Origin of the sequence: Photobacterium carnosum, from assembly GCF_021236965.1 — a bacterium.
In the GTDB taxonomy this organism is placed as follows: domain Bacteria; phylum Pseudomonadota; class Gammaproteobacteria; order Enterobacterales; family Vibrionaceae; genus Photobacterium; species Photobacterium carnosum.
The window spans coordinates 1-19,515 of the sequence record NZ_WMDN01000015.1; the positions used below are offsets into that span (position 1 = coordinate 1).

Annotated in this window: 25 protein-coding genes; 12 read left to right on the forward strand and 13 right to left on the reverse strand. The window is 36.3% G+C overall.

The features are described 5' to 3' along the window. From GLP24_RS13700 to GLP24_RS13725, 6 genes are all read right to left on the reverse strand, one after another. Nucleotides 1-454, reverse strand: a 454-nt coding sequence (locus GLP24_RS13700) for a DUF2913 family protein (RefSeq protein ID WP_232577723.1), incomplete at its 3' end; no start/stop codon positions are given. Nucleotides 455-524: 70 nt separating this feature from the next. After that, nucleotides 525-1,094, reverse strand: coding sequence for a hypothetical protein (locus GLP24_RS13705; protein WP_101767402.1), 570 nt, complete (start codon nucleotides 1,092-1,094; stop codon nucleotides 525-527). Between the two features lie 72 nt (nucleotides 1,095-1,166). Continuing rightward, on the reverse strand, nucleotides 1,167-1,463 hold the full coding sequence (locus tag GLP24_RS13710) for a hypothetical protein (RefSeq protein WP_101767403.1): 297 nt from the start codon (nucleotides 1,461-1,463) through the stop codon (nucleotides 1,167-1,169). A gap of 77 nt (nucleotides 1,464-1,540) precedes the next feature. Then, nucleotides 1,541-2,521, reverse strand: coding sequence for a recombinase RecT (locus tag GLP24_RS13715; RefSeq protein ID WP_101767404.1), 981 nt, complete (start codon nucleotides 2,519-2,521; stop codon nucleotides 1,541-1,543). Nucleotides 2,522-2,608: 87 nt separating this feature from the next. Next, entirely contained in the window at nucleotides 2,609-3,697 is a 1,089-nt protein-coding gene (locus tag GLP24_RS13720) for a recombinase RecT (protein ID WP_101767405.1), read from the reverse strand. Between the two features lie 21 nt (nucleotides 3,698-3,718). After that, nucleotides 3,719-4,498, reverse strand: coding sequence for a recombinase RecT (locus GLP24_RS13725; RefSeq protein ID WP_101767406.1), 780 nt, complete (start codon nucleotides 4,496-4,498; stop codon nucleotides 3,719-3,721). 512 nt (nucleotides 4,499-5,010) lie between these two features. Between GLP24_RS13725 and GLP24_RS13730 the strand changes: the two genes are divergently transcribed. The 6 genes from GLP24_RS13730 to GLP24_RS13755 all read left to right on the forward strand — a co-directional run bounded on the left by GLP24_RS13730 (nucleotide 5,011) and on the right by GLP24_RS13755 (nucleotide 9,891). Continuing rightward, the gene (locus GLP24_RS13730) at nucleotides 5,011-5,664 is read left to right on the forward strand and encodes a hypothetical protein (RefSeq protein ID WP_101767407.1); all 654 of its coding nucleotides are present in this window, start codon (nucleotides 5,011-5,013) and stop codon (nucleotides 5,662-5,664) included. Nucleotides 5,665-5,715: 51 nt separating this feature from the next. Beyond that, complete coding sequence (locus GLP24_RS13735; RefSeq protein WP_101767408.1) at nucleotides 5,716-6,249, forward strand: metal-dependent hydrolase; 534 nt, start codon at nucleotides 5,716-5,718, stop codon at nucleotides 6,247-6,249. Further along, nucleotides 6,249-6,806: a hypothetical protein gene (locus GLP24_RS13740; RefSeq protein WP_101767409.1), complete on the forward strand. Its 558-nt coding sequence runs from the start codon at nucleotides 6,249-6,251 to the stop codon at nucleotides 6,804-6,806. Before GLP24_RS13735 ends, GLP24_RS13740 begins: the two co-directional genes overlap by 1 nt. After that, nucleotides 6,803-7,081, forward strand: coding sequence for an HU family DNA-binding protein (locus GLP24_RS13745; RefSeq protein ID WP_101767410.1), 279 nt, complete (start codon nucleotides 6,803-6,805; stop codon nucleotides 7,079-7,081). The genes GLP24_RS13740 and GLP24_RS13745 overlap by 4 nt, the downstream gene beginning before the upstream one ends. Before the next feature lie 307 nt (nucleotides 7,082-7,388). Continuing rightward, nucleotides 7,389-9,284: an Lcl domain-containing protein gene (locus GLP24_RS13750; RefSeq protein ID WP_101767411.1), complete on the forward strand. Its 1,896-nt coding sequence runs from the start codon at nucleotides 7,389-7,391 to the stop codon at nucleotides 9,282-9,284. Next, nucleotides 9,277-9,891 carry an Lcl C-terminal domain-containing protein gene (locus tag GLP24_RS13755; protein ID WP_167388497.1) on the forward strand — a complete coding sequence of 205 codons (615 nt, stop codon included), beginning with the start codon at nucleotides 9,277-9,279 and terminating at the stop codon, nucleotides 9,889-9,891. The genes GLP24_RS13750 and GLP24_RS13755 overlap by 8 nt, the downstream gene beginning before the upstream one ends. 95 nt (nucleotides 9,892-9,986) lie before the next feature. On the opposite strand, the gene GLP24_RS13760 is transcribed toward GLP24_RS13755, so the two are convergent. The 5 genes from GLP24_RS13760 to GLP24_RS13780 form a co-directional block, all read right to left on the reverse strand. Next, nucleotides 9,987-10,784 carry a hypothetical protein gene (locus tag GLP24_RS13760; RefSeq protein WP_101767413.1) on the reverse strand — a complete coding sequence of 266 codons (798 nt, stop codon included), beginning with the start codon at nucleotides 10,782-10,784 and terminating at the stop codon, nucleotides 9,987-9,989. A gap of 77 nt (nucleotides 10,785-10,861) precedes the next feature. After that, nucleotides 10,862-11,161, reverse strand: coding sequence for an H-NS family histone-like protein (locus GLP24_RS13765; RefSeq protein WP_101767414.1), 300 nt, complete (start codon nucleotides 11,159-11,161; stop codon nucleotides 10,862-10,864). Nucleotides 11,162-11,279: 118 nt separating this feature from the next. Next, entirely contained in the window at nucleotides 11,280-11,612 is a 333-nt protein-coding gene (locus tag GLP24_RS13770; protein ID WP_101767415.1) for a hypothetical protein, read from the reverse strand. After that, nucleotides 11,609-12,091: a lytic transglycosylase domain-containing protein gene (locus tag GLP24_RS13775; protein WP_101767416.1), complete on the reverse strand. Its 483-nt coding sequence runs from the start codon at nucleotides 12,089-12,091 to the stop codon at nucleotides 11,609-11,611. The genes GLP24_RS13770 and GLP24_RS13775 overlap by 4 nt, the downstream gene beginning before the upstream one ends. Next, nucleotides 12,091-12,486 carry a hypothetical protein gene (locus GLP24_RS13780; RefSeq protein WP_101767417.1) on the reverse strand — a complete coding sequence of 132 codons (396 nt, stop codon included), beginning with the start codon at nucleotides 12,484-12,486 and terminating at the stop codon, nucleotides 12,091-12,093. Before GLP24_RS13780 ends, GLP24_RS13775 begins: the two co-directional genes overlap by 1 nt. Nucleotides 12,487-12,549: 63 nt before the next feature. On the opposite strand from GLP24_RS13780, the gene GLP24_RS13785 reads away from it, so the two are divergent. Next, nucleotides 12,550-13,272, forward strand: coding sequence for a hypothetical protein (locus GLP24_RS13785; protein ID WP_101767418.1), 723 nt, complete (start codon nucleotides 12,550-12,552; stop codon nucleotides 13,270-13,272). A 52-nt stretch (nucleotides 13,273-13,324) separates the two neighbouring features. On the opposite strand, the gene GLP24_RS13790 is transcribed toward GLP24_RS13785, so the two are convergent. Then, the gene (locus GLP24_RS13790) at nucleotides 13,325-14,758 is read right to left on the reverse strand and encodes a DUF945 family protein (RefSeq protein ID WP_232616177.1); all 1,434 of its coding nucleotides are present in this window, start codon (nucleotides 14,756-14,758) and stop codon (nucleotides 13,325-13,327) included. 169 nt (nucleotides 14,759-14,927) lie between these two features. Here GLP24_RS13790 and GLP24_RS13795 point away from each other — a divergent pair, with 169 nt between their 5' ends. From GLP24_RS13795 to GLP24_RS13810, 4 genes are all read left to right on the forward strand, one after another. Further along, nucleotides 14,928-15,458, forward strand: coding sequence for a hypothetical protein (locus GLP24_RS13795; protein WP_101767420.1), 531 nt, complete (start codon nucleotides 14,928-14,930; stop codon nucleotides 15,456-15,458). A 63-nt stretch (nucleotides 15,459-15,521) separates the two neighbouring features. Continuing rightward, nucleotides 15,522-15,833, forward strand: coding sequence for a hypothetical protein (locus GLP24_RS13800; RefSeq protein WP_232577722.1), 312 nt, complete (start codon nucleotides 15,522-15,524; stop codon nucleotides 15,831-15,833). Continuing rightward, nucleotides 15,820-17,238 carry a hypothetical protein gene (locus GLP24_RS13805; protein WP_101767422.1) on the forward strand — a complete coding sequence of 473 codons (1,419 nt, stop codon included), beginning with the start codon at nucleotides 15,820-15,822 and terminating at the stop codon, nucleotides 17,236-17,238. Before GLP24_RS13800 ends, GLP24_RS13805 begins: the two co-directional genes overlap by 14 nt. 718 nt (nucleotides 17,239-17,956) lie before the next feature. Beyond that, nucleotides 17,957-18,388 carry a hypothetical protein gene (locus GLP24_RS13810; RefSeq protein WP_144043132.1) on the forward strand — a complete coding sequence of 144 codons (432 nt, stop codon included), beginning with the start codon at nucleotides 17,957-17,959 and terminating at the stop codon, nucleotides 18,386-18,388. A 64-nt stretch (nucleotides 18,389-18,452) separates the two neighbouring features. On the opposite strand, the gene GLP24_RS13815 is transcribed toward GLP24_RS13810, so the two are convergent. Next, complete coding sequence (locus tag GLP24_RS13815; protein ID WP_101767425.1) at nucleotides 18,453-18,827, reverse strand: hypothetical protein; 375 nt, start codon at nucleotides 18,825-18,827, stop codon at nucleotides 18,453-18,455. A 129-nt stretch (nucleotides 18,828-18,956) separates the two neighbouring features. Between GLP24_RS13815 and GLP24_RS13820 the strand changes: the two genes are divergently transcribed. Continuing rightward, nucleotides 18,957-19,349: a hypothetical protein gene (locus tag GLP24_RS13820; RefSeq protein ID WP_101767426.1), complete on the forward strand. Its 393-nt coding sequence runs from the start codon at nucleotides 18,957-18,959 to the stop codon at nucleotides 19,347-19,349. The last annotated feature ends 166 nt before the right edge of the window (nucleotides 19,350-19,515 follow it).

Here is a 19,515-nt window from a genome sequence, read left to right on the forward strand (position 1 = left end):
CAAAGAGTTCTGCATGATCTTTAATGATAAAAACATTTTTTAATCCGTTGGGCTTAAAACCACCTTTAGACCAATCTTGTTCGTAGGCATAAGTCGCAGACCAATCTGATATTTTTAATTCATTGAAGGCATTAGATATTCGGTCGTTCATCTTCTGGGGAAGGTTATCTATCCGTTTTTCTTCAGAGTTAAAACCATTCCAGATGTTTTGTAATACACGCTCAACATTAGCCACTACTGCATTTCTGTGTCCTGTTGCCGCAATCGAGGTGAGTTCTGGTGTAATAATACTGGGAAATCGACGTTCCTTGATGGCTCTGTGCGCCCAGTTTGATAAAAATTTATTAGCGGCAATACGATTTTTAATTTTATTATCTTGGCGAGCTGTAGATAAGGCGACTAAGCCGCAAAATGCACAATGGCTGATAGCATCACTGTAATTGATGGTGGTCATATTAAACCTGATAGTACGTAAATAAACATGATAGATCCTATTGTACAGTAATTATCGAACGCGCAAGAGGCTAGTAGAATGATTGGTCATTTTTATCGTTGTTTAATGACGACATAATATCAATGGCGTCCATAACTTCTGCGCATATTTCATTTATAGAATAGAAATCTTGCTTTTTGATCGTTAGCGCAGGGATGTTAACGAAGTTAAGTAATTCAATGATTCGACGTTCTTTCTTGCTGGTGGTCGAATAAATCCCTGATTGTGATATAACAATAACAGCAACTACTTTTAGTGTTCGTGGGTCGATAATACAAATGTCCAGCACACTATCTTCAATGTCCTTATTATCTGTACGTTTTACCATCGATGATAGAGCTGTACCAAACTGGATGTTGTATGTAGCACCCATCTGCGCAATTATTCCGTTGAAAAGGTGCCAGGTAGCCTCACAGTCATAAACTGGTTTTTTTAGGTAATCTTTTTCAAATGTTTTATTTGTGGCTACCTTAATGTCTTCTTTAATGAGTAGCTTTTGTTGTTGTTTAGCTACGATAATATGGCTAATACGAATACCTATATCAATAACAAACAACACGACTAGAATTAGAAATAATGACGTAAATAAATCATGAATCATAATTAGATGATAAGCCTGTACATTAACTAAAATAATTGAAGCATATTATATTATTTGTAATGCAATGACGATTTATTGAATTATTTCTGGTGCATTTAAAATTTGAGCTTCAGTGAATCCTCTTCTCTTTAAATTTGTAAGAGAGTAGGGGTTATCTTTCTCTGATGACCTCTTGGAAGCATCAATCGCTATTGAGATGGCTTTGTCGGCACTATCATCACCGACCGCTACTCTTAATGCACGACTTGTTTCTTTTATTACGAGTGCCAATATAAGTTCAGCATCGTTGTTGGATTTATAATTGCATTTTACTAATATATCACGTAGATGTTCTGCAATGATTTTACTCGCATTTTCTGGTGTAACCATTTTTCATGTGTCCCTAAATAAATCGTAAGTGGCTGACAATTTATACCCGATAAACTGCCAGCGTAAAAATAAAATTGTTAATTTAAAACTTCTTCATCACACGCATTAAAATATGAACTTAATGCTGTGACGCAAGGATCAAACAAAGGCCATTCACCAAAAGCTTGCTTAATAATTGTTTTTTCTCTCATTTTATCTTGCCATTTGTTCCATATACCATCGTATAGACTAACGCTTTGGCAAAGAGATATTGTTCCTGCTGTAGCAAATGATATGTGTTGCGTCTGATCGTTAAAGTCGGCAATACAATAACCACCAACAAATTGACCGCGTTCCTTTTGCCCATGGAAGGGATTAAATTCGTGACGAGGACGTTCACATTCATTAATCCATTCGAATTTATCTTTTGCGTAAACAAGCACACAATGTACTTTTTTGAGAATGCCGGCTCGAAAAGCAATGTATTCTAACCCGCGATATGAAGGCTCAAGGTGGCACTCTAATCGTCCACTGTTTTTATTGAATCGAGGTACAAGATACGCATGTTTTTTTATTGGATTAAGTGATAATCCAACGGTAGCCGCCATATACAGTGCCCGTTGAACACTATCGACTGTGGCTGACGCAAGGGCATATTTTTTGTCGGATGCGCTATTGTAATTATCAAGAATGATGTTTCTGGCATATAGAGCTTCTTCTTTGAATGTTAAAGCTGATCCATTAATACTCTTATATTGCTGATTATGAGCAGTAAATATTTCCTGTGATTGTTCTATCGCGTCAAACGGAGCCAAGAATGGGGATACTAATGGTACTTGTTGCTGCTTAGGGCGCTGCTGTTGCTGAATAGGGCGTTGCTGTTGCTGAATAGGGCGTTGCTGTTGCTGTTGCTGAATAGGGCGCTGCTGCTGAATAGGACTTTGTACTGAGCTGCTTTTATTTGTGTATTTAGCTGCCTTTTCTTTTTCTAGATCAGATTGTTTTGGTTGTGTATTAGAGGCTGACCATAATGGGGTTTTGACTCTCATGTAACTAACTTCACGTTCAAACGGATTCATAAGTAATATCTCGCTAATTAACTATAGGTTTATTGTTACATGAGTCTTGAGTCGCGCAACCGCACACTTGTCGTTATTGGCTTACTACTACTCATCAAAATCATAGAATGAATCAACAACTTGAATAGATTCAGGTTTAATAACTTTGAAATCGTCAGGTTCATTTTCAGTAAGTGGTCGCATAGCTTCTTGTTGTTCTTGAGCTAATCGTTCTACAGCATCTTCGGTTACTACAGCATCTTCGGTTACTACAGCATCTTCGATGACTACAGCATCTTCGGTTACTACAGCATCTTCGGTTACTACAGCATCTTCGATGACTACAGCATCTTCGGTTACTACAGCATCTTCGGTTACTACAGCATCTTCGATGACGACTGTTGGCAAAGCCTCGTTATTAGATTCTGTACGCTTAGAACTATTCCAATTCATTGCTATTTCTGCTGGCGTCCTATGATCGGCATTATCTGCTTTATCAATATTTATTTTGTCTTCGTATTCTGAAAAATATTTATCTGCATCAATGATATAGTCACAATATTGTGAATAGAATGTCGATAGAGCCCGCTTGATCACTTGTTTACGACGGTACTCATTTTTAAATGGACCAAACCAACCCTCATTACCACTCATTTCAGCAATAGCATCTAGCTCGGCTATTGTCATATTAGAAGTTAAACAAGTGCCATCTATTAATTTTAGAGTACAAAATGCTCCTACAACGTCACCTCTCCCCATGAATAGGTTATCGATTTCAATAATTGGTTCTTCGGATGTATTTGTAACCTTTACCCGATCATTTTCGTGTACAACCCAAGCATTAATAGCTAATAGGTTCCCTGTGCTAAATGAGAGTTGTTGCATCCCCTTATAAGTAACATATATTTTTGCCGTTGGGATAAAGTCGTTAAGCTCACCTTTTACAAGTACATGGCCAAGTGCAGGGGAAAGAGTTAAGCCAAGTGCCGCTGTCTCTAACAAAATAGTACAAAGTTGGTCTGTATCAACCTCATAAAGTGATACTTGTTCATGATCTTGTGCTGAACTAATGATGATACGCTTTAGGTGTTCGCATTCGCGGTCAAAGTCTAAGTTATGATGATGATTTGCTACGATTTCATTAAAATCTGCTTTAACTTTTTCTGCTGACTGATTAAAAATTAGCTGTGAGGTCATTTTTGCTATCTCGTTGTAATATTATTGATTATCAATGATGTGTTGACGTGATTGGTCAATACTTTCTGTTTTGAAATACTTAGAAGAATACTTAGAAGAATTCTTATTCTGGAATAAAAATTCATCAAGCTCTCCCGCTATTTCAGCAAGAAGTTGTACTGATTCATTATTAGTAACTAAGTTTTTAAGCACTCGTTTTAATGTGTGAACAAGGAAAAACTCAGTATTAATCTGATTCCCGGTCATACCGTTTAATCGAGCCAGTTCTAAAATTTCTTCCGCTGTGACAGTGATAACCATTTTTGTGTTTTCACTAGCAATAACAGCCACGCTGCCCATAACGCTTCCTTTGAGTTGCGAGGTTGGCAATGTATAACGTTCGGCTAAAATAGATTCCTCAGTACAGCCATTCCAGCTAACTTCTTCATCACTAAAAACGATTTTTAATGCTTCAATCGTAAATCCTGCATTAGAACGGTTTAATGCCCGAGCCATGCCTGTCGCTGAAACCATCAACTTAGCTTCAACGCTATTAGTGATGCGATCATTAATACCAACGATCTTAACTTCGTTAAGTGATGCCCGTAGGCTTAGTTTGAGTTTTGCGGTATTAACTACGCATTTGAATAAGCTATTTTCTGTAGCCTTATGAAGTAACGAGCCTTTAGCTACGCTTTTGGTTAAAGCCTTTTCTAATTCAAAGAGTTCGTGAGCCAATGTTTTTTCATTGGTGTAGCATTGCTCTTTACGTAACGGTTCAATGAACCCGTTAATCAGAGATTGTATTTCTGTATGTGCCATTTTTATATGCCCTGTAAATATCTGTATCCAGTTTTACATGGTTTTTTGTATGCGCTACCCCTTAAAAATTAAAGCTCAAATGATCACTGTGTGTAAGTGACAATTTTTTTATCGTAGTTAAGTAACGACAAGGCCGATTGGTAAATATTACCAATCGGCCTTTTATATAGGATCAATTTCCCACGATTAAATCATTCCATTTATAGCTATTGTTGGCCGAATTTACTATTTATCTATGTTCCTTTTTGGTGTGATTATTTATTTTTAACCATCATTGTGTTTTTTGTTAACAATAAATACAACTTACGTATATAAAAAACATTGTTATCAGTTATCGTAATGTAATGACAATAAAAATAAGTTCGGTATTTATGTAAAAAATGGGGTAGCGCATATAAGAAAATATGAAATAATAGTCTCAACAACAACGCTTTGTGATTTAAACTAAGATAGTTGTTAATGTTTGTTAATTAATCAAATTAACAATGACCATAATAATTGGAGATATAATAATGAAATTACATACTTCTAAAAATGTTATTGCGGCAACAATGATTAGCCTTCTACTTGTAGGTTGCGCTTCTAATGGTGTTGATGATTACGTTAAAGCTCAAAAACAACAACATGAGCGTGCTGTCGAAGTTGAGCAACAACGTTTTGACGATATCCCTGATTGGTTTCTAAATGTGCCAGCTAATACAACTGATAGTATTTATGCGGTCGGCACTGCAAATACTAATAATTTGCAATACTCACTAAACCAAGCAAAGTTGAATGCTGAATTTGGTTTAGCAAAGGCTTTAAACCAAGAAATTACAGGTCGTGAACGTCAATACATGCACCAAGGTACGGATGGTAATGTACAAATGGACGGTGATAACGTAATTACAAAATTTGTTGATCCGACAGATATTGTAGGTGTGCATACCGTAAAAAATAAAGTTCAATACTCCGACGGTAAATACATTGTATATACGTTATTGAATCTTGACGTAAATCAGCAGCGTCAAATGCTTAAATCAAAAGGCGTGGACTTAACAGCAATTAGTGCTTCTCATGCTTATCAAGATGTGAAGAAAGAAGCTGCACAACGTAAAGAGGCTAAAATTGAAGAGGCGAAATCTAAACAGGCAACGTTACGCCAGAATTTGGCGATGCAAGAGTAACAGGTTACAGAAGCGTAATGAGCTAAACAATACGGATAAAGGCAGCGAGTTATGCTAGGTAGAAACCATATAATTTTTGGATGTACAGGGTGGCTTGTTGCATCCAAGTTGATTCCTAACTATGTCCCTGATATTCAGACAACAACAGGTGCTTTTTCGTTTGCGTTCGTTGCTATCGGTTCTTTACTTCCTGATGTTGACTGCCCTAATTCAATAATAGGACGTAAGTTGCCAAGGGTATCGAAATTATTAGCATCAATGCAAGGCGATTTATCACACGGTCAGGCGTTTAGGCATAGTCGAGGGATCACACATACTGTATGGGTGTGGCTGGTGGCTTATATGTTGTTTTTAAATTTGAATTGTTCAATAGTGAGCGTGTCAATAATGGTGCTTGCCGTAACATTTGGAGCATGTTCACATTTACTAGGTGATGCGTTTACAACAAGTGGTGTTAGGCTTTTTTGGCCCATTCCGTTAAGGATAAGAACACCATTTTATTTTAACACTGGAACAATATCTGAGTATCTAATGACGTATTCGCTGTCATTGCTCGGTGTATTATATTATTTGGGATTTATTTAGTGGAACTAGACTCTAACAATTTTACGGGCGTAATACCTTGTCTTATGTCGTCGTTTGAATACGATACTGACAGTATGTTGGTTAGTTGCCTACCAGTTGATATCGTTCACCTATTTAGCTCAGTAAGCAACGAGTTTTCAGATGATGGCGTGAAGTTTTTTTTTAATACTACCGATTCGCATTTAATGATAGATATTGGAGGCGTTGGAGTTACATTTTTGGTGGTTAGTATTGAAAATGAAAAGTGGACTAGAGCCGACCCGTCAACATCATTTATTATAAAGTCTAGGGTTAAATTAAATAAAGTAATTGCAAAATCAATGATAATTGTTGATAGTTCATTACCTTGTGATTGTATACCATATTATTTAGCTAATGAGCTTAATAGAACCTTTGAGGGTTGTAGATTTTATGTCAGTGGTGATTATCTTGCCATTGAATGCGATTTATACATTACACATGGTGTTATGGCATTAAATGTCATGGATGTTATTGTTTATTATATAAATGTAGTAAAAACACTTAATTCAGAACAGTCTAAGAGTATAAAAAAATGAACAAATTGGAATTGGTAGAAAAAATCGCACATGATGCAGATGTATCAAAGACTGCGGCATCACGAGTTTTGGATTGTTTTATTGAAACGGTAACCGAAACCTTAAAGAATGGTGATTCGGTTGCGCTTATTGGTTTTGGTACGTTTAAGGTTAATCATCGCGCTGCACGTGTAGGCCGTAACCCCAAAACAGGTGAGCCGCTTCAAATTTCTGAAGCGAACATTCCTGCATTTTCTGCTGGTAAAACATTAAAAGATCGCGTAAAGTCAGTTTAGTTTTGAATGTAACTGATTAATTTTAGTTAATATTTGATGCTACCAAAGCCACGAAAATAGTCGAGCCAGTCTCGGCTATTTTTTTTGCGCTTAATAAATTAGCCTATAATTTTTGCGGTTAGGTTATGACGAAATATCACGAAGCCCTTGTTAATTACCAGTTCGGTAAATAATGAGGTTTTTTTATAAGTGTTATTTGCTGATTTGATGTTTTATTTATTATCTTTTGATCTTACTACTGCGCTTTCAACGGATGCTGTATATAATGCCTTTTATTGAATTATCATTGATTTTTAGGCAGTGAATTATGAAAATGAAAGTTTTATCACTTGCCGTTATCGCAGCACTATTAACGGGCTGTGGTGGTGGTGGTGATGAGGGTAAATCATCTAGTGGCAGTAATATCGTAAAACCAAAGCCTCAGATTGAATTGCCGTTGTTGAAAATGGCGAATTTAAAGGTATCAGAACCAAAAGAAGGGACATCAACTTTTAATTTTAAAATCTCTCTGACTAAACCCGCAATTAAAGACGTAACGTTTAAATATGAATCGTTTGATGTATCAGCTAGTCACCGTTTACTGGAAAATCAATATATAAATAAACACATTTCTGATATTAATCGCAATGAAGAAAATCTTGATTATGTTCGAGTTGTGGGTTCTGGCACGATCAAAAAAGGCGAGCAGTTTTTTAGTATCCCATTTGTTGTAATGGCTGATACCGTTCACGAACGCCCTGAATCATTTGCCTTAAAAATCACTGAACTTTCTAATGCTAAATTCTATAAGGGTCATGATCAGGGCGAAGTTGTGATCGCTGATGTCGATAAAGAACCGGTAATTTCTATTGGTGATACAAAGGACACCTTAATAGCTGAAGGTAATACAATTAACATCCCGGTATCTATGTCTTCTCCAAGTGCTCGTGGGGTTAAACTGTATTTTTCTTTGACTGGTGATGCGGCAATCCATAAGGACTATGAGATCTTAACATCGAGTCCAATAATCTTCGGTGATAATGGTGATACATCTGCCCTTATTAAAATCCATGTGCTAAAGGATTTTACATTAGAAGATAAAGAATCATTAAAACTCGAACTGATCAGCGCAACTGAAGCAACCATTAATCGTAAGGCTAATACGAAGAATATAACTATAGCTTCAGATAAAGCACTTAATGATACCGGCGTGACAACTTTTTTTGTTGAGCGCGGAGTTGATGAACTGCCAAATTCTAATTATCAAGAATCGTATGGGCAATCATCGTATGGCTATAACGACGCTGATTTTGGGCGAGATGCAGAACAACCTAACAATCAGGATGGATGGGCAGGGTATCAACTCGACGCTATTGATAGTAGCGGTAACATTGCAGGCATGGATGAAGTGCCTCGTTGTGTTCGAGACAATGTAACGGGACTTTTGTGGGAGCGGCTTGGTGAAACAACATTACTATCTAGTCATGTTGCAGGTATAGACGAAGCACTGAATGAACAGCGATACGGAAAAACTCCTGAAGACAAAGAACAAGCGAGTCAAAAAGTTAATGCTGCAGATGAAAAGTTATTTAATGATGGCTTAAATTGGCAATCAAAGAGTTACCAATATTTATGGCATGATGGGAATGCTAAAACTAATGGTGGAGAACCGGGAGAATTACTAAGTGTCGCAACTCTTAAAAAAGTAAACGGTTTTAAAGCCAATAATATGTGTACGTTCCCATCAAATATACATGAAAATAAACTTACTATCCCAACAGCCAATGTAACTGCGTGTACAGCACAGGCTAAGGCCGAGTATGCCACCCATTACAACCTCTGTGGTGCAAAGAGTTGGCGACTACCAACGATCAGTGAACTGATAAATCATCACAATTACAGCGCAGTAGTACCAACATCCATTCCTAATTATCCGATTAATAAGAATGAGAGTAATAATGGCGTTGTCGATCATTTTGGCAATAATGTGCTTTTAGTTAATCCTGTTATTAAAGATGGAAATATTGAAAATCAGGATGTTATTAATTTAGATCCGTCAGTAAGTAACAAGCAACGAGAGGCTCTTTATTTAAGTTCGTCAACGGTAGCGAATGCTCCAGGTTCAGTGTGGTGCATGGGCGCATTAACTGGCGAAGTTAAGATGTGCAAGAAGAAAGAAGCTCATAGTGTTATTTTAGTTTCGGATGATATTACAAATGATTAGTGATCAGTTAAAACTTGCAATGATTATGGGAATGGTTGCGTTATCAGGCAATGCGTTTGCATTAGAATGTAATCCTAATTTAGTGGCATCGTATGGTGAGAGCCAATTCATCGATAACTATGATGGTACAGTAGACGATGTGACGAATAAGTTGCGTTGGGCAAAGTGTGCCGTTGGGCAAAAGTATAACAAAGAATCAAATTCATGTTCTGGTGTGTCTGAGGCATTCCATACGCTAAAACAAGCTACGTCGGCAGCTATTAAATTTGGTATTACTTACCCCCAAGATGATTGCAGTAATATTGGTGATGTGTGTTGGCGAATTCCTAATATCAAGGAATTATCAACGCTTATCGAGCGTAAGTGTTACAGCCCTGCAGTTGGTGAAGTGTTTAAAGACACTCCATCGCTACCATTTATGACTAATACCCCTGACGTGTCAGCCTATGACCAGAGCTTTGTTAATGATATCGCTTTTTTTACTGACAAAGATGGCAATAGCGAAGGTCGGTTAAGAATTATTAATTTTACGGATGGATCTGAAGTATTAACTAATATCAATATGGAGCAAATTGCGCTTCGTATGGTTAAAAAGATCCCCGATTAAAAGAATTGGTTGCAGCCAATAAAACAAAAAGCATTACCACTTACAATGGTAATGCTTTTTTTATGCACATTTTCTGTGGATAAGTATTGTATTAATTAGAATCGCCACTCATCCGTAATGGACTTACGATAAATGCGCGTTTCAGGTGGAATTGCGTTTTTATTAAGGACCATAGTAGTAGGAGAGTAGAACGATTGTATTTTTCCGTCATTAAACAATGACACGGGCAAATTTGAAGAAAGAGTAAAGCCATTTAGAGTGATAATCGATGCTGGCGTAAAAGAAGCAATAGCCCCGTTAGGCCAAAAGACTAAATCTCTTTTAATTGTAATCCCCATAGCTTGTGTTGGTCTTGATAATGACACTCCAATTTTTTGATTAACCCGATAGAAAACACTTCCTTCTGGTATTTGAATATCATGAAATAACAACGTACCAATAGTTTTATTACCTGAGTGTGGATGTGTTAGCGATTGGTGACACTCGGTGCTAATTTTGTGAGTATTTTTTTCTAAACAGAGCTTTACTGTAGGGAAATCTTGATTATGTAGAGCACAGTATAGTCTAATATCAGTTGCGCAGTGTTGGTATACGTGTGTTGATTCGTAGTATGTAGGATCATTAATTTTTCGCATAGCATTTGACTTAATGACCGCTATTCGATTTTGGTCGAAAATGAGATTTTCAGGAGTAAGAGGATGTCCTTGATTTAACTTCTGCAATTGTTTTTGAGCGAGTTGACGTTGCTTTAGTGTGGCAATATCTGCATCAGAAGTTTGAATTGGTGATGAAAATTCATTTTGCCATGCAGCTATTTGTTCGTTATTAAATGAGGCGTAAGAGGGGATTGGTAAGGCTGTAATGGTCAGTAATAGTAGATGTAATGATTTCAATTTTTATATCCTGAAAGGAATTGCACGAAATTGTACAATTCCTTTTTATCATTAACATTAATGAAGATAATTATAGATTATTTGTTTTTTTTACGTAATGGCTGAACTTCATCAATGAAATTAGTAAGATCGTTAACAGAAACACCTTCACTTTTAATTAATTCTAAAATATCTTTAAGTTTTTGATCTTTAGCATTCTTCTCTTTTTCAAGTATCGCTTCAGCTTTTTTTTGTTCTTCAAGAATTGTTGATAGGCCTTTTATTATCTTGGCTAATTCATCAGCGGAAGAACCAGCAAAAAACAGACGTAATGCGCGCATTTTTGTTAGGGTTTCAGCGGTGATTTTAATAGGTAAATCATCTTTCTTATTTGTCATGAATTATTTGCCTTTATTTGTATTTGAACAGATTTAACAACCAAAAACACAATTATCATTTTGGTTTAATTTGGTATATTAAATGGTAACCGTTTATCAAGCAATCTCAAATAAATGATCATTTAAATCTTGTCATCTTAGAGCGAGAGTAATTATTTGAGATTATTTTTTTTGTTGGCGCGGGTTTTTCTTTTGGAATGATATCAGGTTGTTTTGTACTGTGAAGTTTCGGCATAGTGATATTTTGCGGTGTTTTATATGATGTTGTTACCCCATCATTTGTTGTGATTGATGCCGACGGTATTCTGCCAAACGTGTTTGCAAGTTTAACTATAAAATCAAACATTCCAGTTTCTTTTGCGACAATTGCAAAAGCTATTCTATCACGTTCAAACTGTTCAATTGCAGTAAGGGTATGATGTATGTTCTTATTTTTTGGCGGTTGGCTCATTTTAAATTGAATCCTGTGCCTGATTTTTTTGCCCTCTGATAGTATTTATGCATTAACGTTTGTAAATACTTCATTTTATGTGAGGGTGTTTTTGAATGGTAATGGCCAACAGCGTTAATTATCGATTCGCCTGTTTTTAGTTCTGAAATTCTTAGCTCAAGAATTCTAGCTGCTACATCAATATTTAGACTGGTATTGTTGGCGAGTTTCATCCAATTAACGTCTTGGTACTCTTGCTTAAAGAAGACTTCATTAAATTGAATAGTATTAATCTGTGCAACACCAAGATCCCAACTTTGGCCGTTATTTTTTTTAACCATACCCTCATTGCCATGTTCAACATCAAGAATCGCAAGTAATAAATACTTGTCGATATGATGTTTTAAAGCAGCTGCATCAACGTACTTTTCTATTTGAACTTGAGATATTGGGTGCCCTGCAGTTTCATATTGTTGAGGTATATCGACGTAGTATGCCATTAGCGATCTATCTCTACGTATTTAACGCCGTGTACTCGGATAACGATAGAATAAATAAAGAATGGCATTGGACATAGAGCTATCCATGCAAGAAGGTTTGTTTGAATACTAGAAAGGATTGTTTCATTATCAAAGCCGTTGAGATTCGATGCGATAAAGCTGACTATATAAACCAATATGCAAACAACGGCCGTTTGACCAGTCGAAAAACTACGACTACGTAGAATTCCAGAGAGTAGGATGCAATGTAGTCCTGCTATGGAAATATATAGAAAAGCAAATGGTGTATGTGTTATGGCAGCGATAATATAAGAAATTGCCAGTGCTATACTGGTTTCAATGCCAAAAATGACATTTCTTTTTTTTATTCCAGTGTTAGTTTCTTTTATTTCCATAACTTTTCTCCGGCATTAATGTATTATTGTTCAAGTCTTACAATATTAACATTTAGCGTGAAAATGATGAATGATAAAAACGAGAGAAAAACCCTCGCTAAGTTATTCATAGCTCAAGTATCAGCAGTAATAGAGCTTTTAAACCCACGAGGGCGTAAAAACGAAAATAAGAGAGTACGAATAAGCCTGCGTACTCATAAGGAAGTTAACTTAAAACCAACTGCGAATAAAAACCTAGAGAAGAGAACTTTTGTAGGTGAGCTAAAGAATAAATTAAAGCGAGTTCATGTGGGTATATGGGTTACATTACTGTTTGGTCTTGTGACTATAATTCGTATGGATGATGTAGTTCATGTTTATCGATGGATCAAAGTACAATCATACGAGTTAATGGCTGGTGGACAGCCAACCATGTCAACCGACCCTATTGGAGTTTTTGACCGAACGTACATAGCATACAGTAGTAAATATAAAGATTTACCCAAAGAGGATTTGACCCCTTTGGTCTTTGATTCTATTACTCGTTACAAACTTGATGCTCTACGCTTTACTGCGGCGTTTGGGTTTGAAGAAGGGACGTCGTATGCGGATAACTATTGTCGATTGAGCACTGAAGGGGGGTTGTTAAGATCTACTGGCGGGGTTGTTGATGATAATTATATTTTAGTTCTGACCTGTGATGGTCGAGATCCTAAGGTGTTGATAGGAGCTAAATTGATTGCTCTCCCTCCAGATATCAATCAAATACTAACACCTGCTGATTACTATCTGTATTACAAACAGTGATAACAAAAACGCCAGAGAATTGAAATTCTAATAACTGGCGTTTTTGTGTTATTTACAAGGTTCGGTGTTCACCGTTAACGATCAGTTGATTGTTATCTAAGTGAATATCCGTATCAAGACGATTATTAACTACTTTAATAAAGTCCATCTGGATAAGTTTACTTATTACTGGTTGCGGGATGATTGCTGTTTTTTGCACAAAATTCGCAGGAAGTGATGCTGTAAAATGAATATCAACTCCCGCAATAGCCGCTAATGGATCTTTGGTGATTAACTGGGCTGCTGATGGATTTATCTGCATTGTTAGTTTACTGCTAATTTCACCGTCATCATTATCTAAATGTAATGAAAGATTATCAACATTCATTCCCGCTTTAACTAATTCAGTCGCAGATTGTTTTAAACGCGCCTGGTCTGCAGCAGTAGTATTGATAGACTGATCGTAAGCGGATAACAATTCTTTTAATTTTAGCCCTGAAATTCCAGATAATGATATTTCAGCATTAATGTTTTTATTATTCGTATCTACCATTAAGAATTTTTCAGCAGTAAGTGAACCGGTTAATGATAGAGGATAATTTACCTGCTTATCTTTCTTGACATCATCAATGTCACTTACTGTTTTGGGCTCATTACCTAAGTTGTATGTTACTAATAATTTCTGCAAATCAATAACAGGAAGTATGCGGTAATCATTAGTCTCTGTGGCTAGGGTAATAGTATCAACATCAAGACGTCCACTATCAATAGATTCAATGGGTGTCGTCGTTTGTATTAATCCATCAGGAACATAAATACGACTAAATTTTACATTTTCAATGTTTAGTAAAGATCCATCTTTATTATGAGGTGTGGGTACCCGAATTTGTTTTAGTTGAGTGAGGGTGTGTGTTATTTTCCCATCATAGCCACCAAAATCATACGTCAACCCATTGATGATCGCCCCTGTATTAGAAATGGTATCGCTGAATACGATCTTAGTATCATACTTTATTTGAACAGCGTTACTTGAATGGTCCGAATCTGAATAAGTTGTATGAATGGCAATGGGTAAGTCTAAACTGCCATCAGTAGCGTTACGTTCGTAATTTGATGGTGCGCCATTTTTGAATTTAAGCTGATTACGTTGAATGTAATCACTTAGCAGTTTTGCACTATCCCCCAGTAATTGTAAGTGCGTATCCGCAGATGAAGTGCCGAATTTAGTGGTAGCAATAGCTGTGATATAAGGTGGGACGTTTGGAATATTAGCACTAATTTCTGGGAACTTATTTGTTGCGATCACTATTTTGGATTTGATTTCAACTGAAGCTAAACCGTAAGCGCTAGAAACCTTTTCAATGTTAACGCCATTAATGTTTGTTAGGTTCTCATCCATCCATTTGTTTACTTGGTGACTGATAAAAAGTGATGTTCCACCGACAACGATAGCGCCTGAGATAAAACAGCTAACAGCTGTGCGCATAAAAATTTGTGCTGTAGACATTTTTTTTTATTACTGTTATCTTTTTGCTGCTTATTTTCCATGATTTAATCCATTTTTTGTTCATGCATTACAAATTATATAAATAATCATACTACAATATTAACGTATAGCGTTATAGTATGGTTTTCTGTAATGCAATTACGATATTAATCATATAGGAATAGACGAAGTGTCAAACAATAAAGAACAAGAAACTCAAAAGAAAACAGTATTAGAATTACCTGAAAATAATGCAGTGCAACCTTGGTACAAGTGGAATGTTAGCAAAGGTAAATATATGCTCGGTCTTTTGATCGCTATCTCAGCATTTGGCGTATACATGCAACGTCCATCAGTAGAACTAAATATGGATGCCCGTGGTGTGGGTGCCTATGTACGTTGTTCCGGCTCTATGAATGGCGACTCAATTGATATCGGTTCGTGTCGTACCTATTTTGAAGCGTACCTACCTGTTCGCATTAAAAAAACCAACAATTTACCACGAATTGTACCGATTGAAATGATTGCTAATACTTATAAGTTAGCAAATGAAATGATCATCGACCAAGGTAAGGTTCCATTAAAACCATTAGGTGAAATGACGCAAGGTAAAATTATCATTGCTAAAGATGGCTCTGTAATTGCTAACCCTGTGAAAGATGTAACTGCTGATAATCTATTAAAAGAAAATACTAAAACTACGGTAGTTGCTAATAAGTAATACATCTAAAGCTTATCCATGTTGTGTGGGTAAGCTTTTATTTATTACATTAGGGATAAAATAATGCTTTATATTATTACGGGGCACCCAATCACCTTTTCTATCTGTGCTCTTGCCGTTATCAAATTACTGTATGATGAATTGATGGTGCGGGTAAAAGGCGAGCACTTACCTAAATGTCCTAAATGTAAAAAGCCAATGATTACGAAAGTAGCCAAGCAAGGTAAACATATAGGTAAACCGTTTTGGGGATGTGTCGATTACAGAAAAACTGGGTGTGATGGTTTTCGAACTAAGGGACTGTTTGATAAGGATGAAGTATCACTAACCGAAATTGAATATCAAAAAAAGTTAAGAAAAAATGATAATAAATAAAAAACACTTGGCTGGTGTGGCTGCTGTTACGTTACTTGCTGGTGGCATGGTTTTATATTTAAATCAACCGAACGCAGTACCTTTTTTTGGTTCTTTGCCGACAAATGGCTTGGAAGCAAAAGCGTTTACGATCCCTGTTCATGGGTATAGTATTTTTGACCAAACTTTATTGAGGGCTATTCAAACTCACGAGGTTGAACAGTTTAATCGTGCTCTGTCAGTAGCATTTAATGATAATGCCCAAATTTATCTTGAAAGTAATTCAATTCAGCGTTTCCAAGCGGTAAAACAAGCAGTGATAAAGCGTGGGGTTTTATCCGCTGATAGTGATGTTGTAAAAAATATCGATTGGCTAATTAAGGCTCTTGAGCTAAGAAAACAAGAATTTCCTAAATTTCAAATGGCCTTAAAGCACGAGATTGAATTAACTAATGCTGACGATATTCGTCGCTATAAGAAAATCACTAATCAACTGAGTGATTATAAGGCACGTCGTGATGCCAAGCATAAGCTATTAGCTGAAGCTACATCAAGGCATGACCATGATGGTATTAAGATTGATAAACTGATTAATACACTCAACGATAAGATCAATGATCGCTTATCCGCGAACGGTATTAAACAACGGAATATATTGAACGTTACCAGTTTTCTAACCCAGTTATCGTTAAGTATAAAGTCAGAGTACCATCGTGGGGTAATAATTGAACTGCCATATTTAAAGATTAATGATACTGGTAAGTTGTTCGTTACTGACAATAAAAATGAATTATCTATTGCAAAACCTTTAGTCACCGATTTTTTAGCACAGCATAATAAAGAAATTGTGAATTATAAGGCCAGTGAATTAGATTTGCAGATGCAACGTGAACAGATGTCCTCGTTTTTTGATGAGGCAAAAGTTCGTTATGGTAAATATCCTGTTGAATTGAAAAGTGACTTAAAAATCATCAAAGCAACCATCCGAGATAATACGGGTGGTGTTTACGATGTTACTACTGAACAAATAGAGTTCAAGCCGAGCTATTTAATTTCAAATAAGTGGCAAGCATACTTGGCTAAGATGGGCGTCTCTAATAAGCAGTTAGTAACGTTTGCTGAACGGGCTAATATCATCGTTGCGGTTGATAATAAATTATCAATGGCGGCAGCTGCAGATGCTAGACCTGCAAAAGTTCAAAGTGATGGCTCGGTGGTAGTACCTAATCATGCACTTAATGGTAAAGGTGTCGTTATAGTCGGAATTTCAGGTAACTCAAACACGCCATGGAAAGCAAGGTTATTTAAGTTAGATAAGAATGGAAAATTATCAAAGACCCCTACATGGTCAGCAAGTTTAAGTGTTCCTTATTATCAATCAGATTTAAGCAGACCAATTTATAATATTAGCAAATATATATCTTAACGAGGTGCCTTGCTGTAATGCGACTACGAAATCACGATAGCCAAATTGGTGTCGTGATTTTTTATTTATATAGATAACGCTGATCGTTGAAAGTGAAGTTAGTAGTGGTTAATATGTGTTTTTTAATTTGAATGCGGGTTTATCTTAATGTTATGAATGATTTAACATTTTCCATCTTTGAATCTATGAAAAGTAAGAGAGCTAATAGACACGAAAGGGTATCTAAAAGCACAGATCAAAAAGTGTATAAATCCACGTACTATCAATGCAATAGGTCGGACGAGCGTTATTTAATCATAGATGCTATTGAGTGGTGCCTAACTACTGCATCTAGAGTTACATTCTTTAATTTGAATAGCCATATTAACCGTATTTATAAGCATGAGTGCTGTGGTTATGTGGACACCGATAAATGTGCAAGGTTCGTTTGGGATGTGCGTTCATTAGGAAGTGATGCGTTAAAGAGTAAGCAAGGAGAACTAAAAGCCATGCAGAAAGCTGTTGCTTAACGTCAAAATAAAAATTATTAGCAATATCTGAATGGAATATTTTTATTGTAAGCGGGAAATGATAAAGCCTGTGCTTACATGTGAGCTTCGTAATGTTACCTTACAGTTTTTATGTTTAATAACTGATTTTGAAATCATAGTTTTAATTGTTATTAACAAACAATATTAATGGTATCTTACGTAATAAATGTTTAACGTTTGGTGTTTTAGTGGACGATTTAATTGTTGTTAACAGAAAGTTGGATATGTTGGATGCGCCCATTAAAGAGGGGAAGGATCCAGATGTAGTGTCTCCTTGTAGCACCACACTTAACCCTGAATCGCTTGAGCGTAAACAGGCTCTATTAGATGTAGAACGCACACTTATTGGCTTTGTTGAGGTTGCTAACAGTCTGTTTCAGGTGGGAGCAAGAGTTGTTTATTTTGATAAATTTAACAATAAAGAAAGTGCGCTTTCGAAGTTAGTTGAAGTGTACGTCGCAAAGCGATATTCACACATTAATTTCAGTGATGATGATATTGAACACCTGATTGATAATATCATTCAGGTGTCGATGATTGATATTTCAAAATTAAGATTATCGTCACACATTCTCACTCAACTTTGTCAACATGGCCACTGTGATCCCTCGTTTCAATAGTTGGGTTAGCGACGATATATTGAAGTTATATAGCGTCGCTTCTTTGATGGTATAGCTACCAACCTTAAGTAAAAGCCCATGCTATAAGCGGATCTAGTTCTGTGGTGTTAGAGTTAGCATTTAATTGTAGCTCACTTACGACACTTCCCATGTACTTTAAATCCCCAATATGCCCATTTACATATTTAGCACCAAATAAAAATTGATGAACACTTTCACCGTCTGCTGTACTCCAATTACGAACATCTAAACACTCAAACATACCCTTAGCAAAATCATTACCCTGTCGAACAGCCTCTAGTATGGCATTGGTTTGTAGCCAGTCATTAAGCTTTGCCTTTTCACGTTTAGTTATTCGTTTAGATAGCTTTGGAAATGGTGATGTAATTGATTTGCTGAGAGTAACGAACTGATCTCCAGCATTAATTGGTATTAGCATTAGAAGCCCATAATGGAGGTTATATGATGCATCCATCGTACTATGGGTATTTACCTGCGCAATAAACGTTAAGCATTGATAGTGTGGTAATATTGCTGGTAGGTTAAATACTATTGGATGTTTGAAATAATGAACTATGGGTTATGGTTAGAACAACAAGGCGATTTAGAACGCTATAAAAATTCACCTGTTTGTAAAGTCGCTGAAGATTGGGGCTATGCCATATTAACGATTATTCGAGGAATGGGGGTTAAGGGAAATCATCGAGAATACCAGTTAATGCGAAGGATCATCTGTCGTGATGAATTACCGTTGTTACTTGATAACGCCAAAAAATACGCATGTTCATCAGAGCCGTTTAAAGCTGCACTTGAAAAAATCAAAAAAATTAGCAAATACCATCCTGATTACCTAAAAAAAATCATGTGTGCACCAATGCTCGATGAGCCTATTACTATCGAAGTAATAGAAGGGGCAAGCGTTTGTTATATCGTGACTTCAGCCTGTACAGAAAATATTTAATCTTTTTTGCTGGTGGATTATGAATTCATATTTTAGGTGATGGCCACAACAAGTTTTCACATACGCCTAACAACGATAAATATCGTAAGGAAATGACTACATTGTAAGTAAAATACGACAAAAATTAGACATCAACCAATTTGATTAAATGGGATAAATGACATTT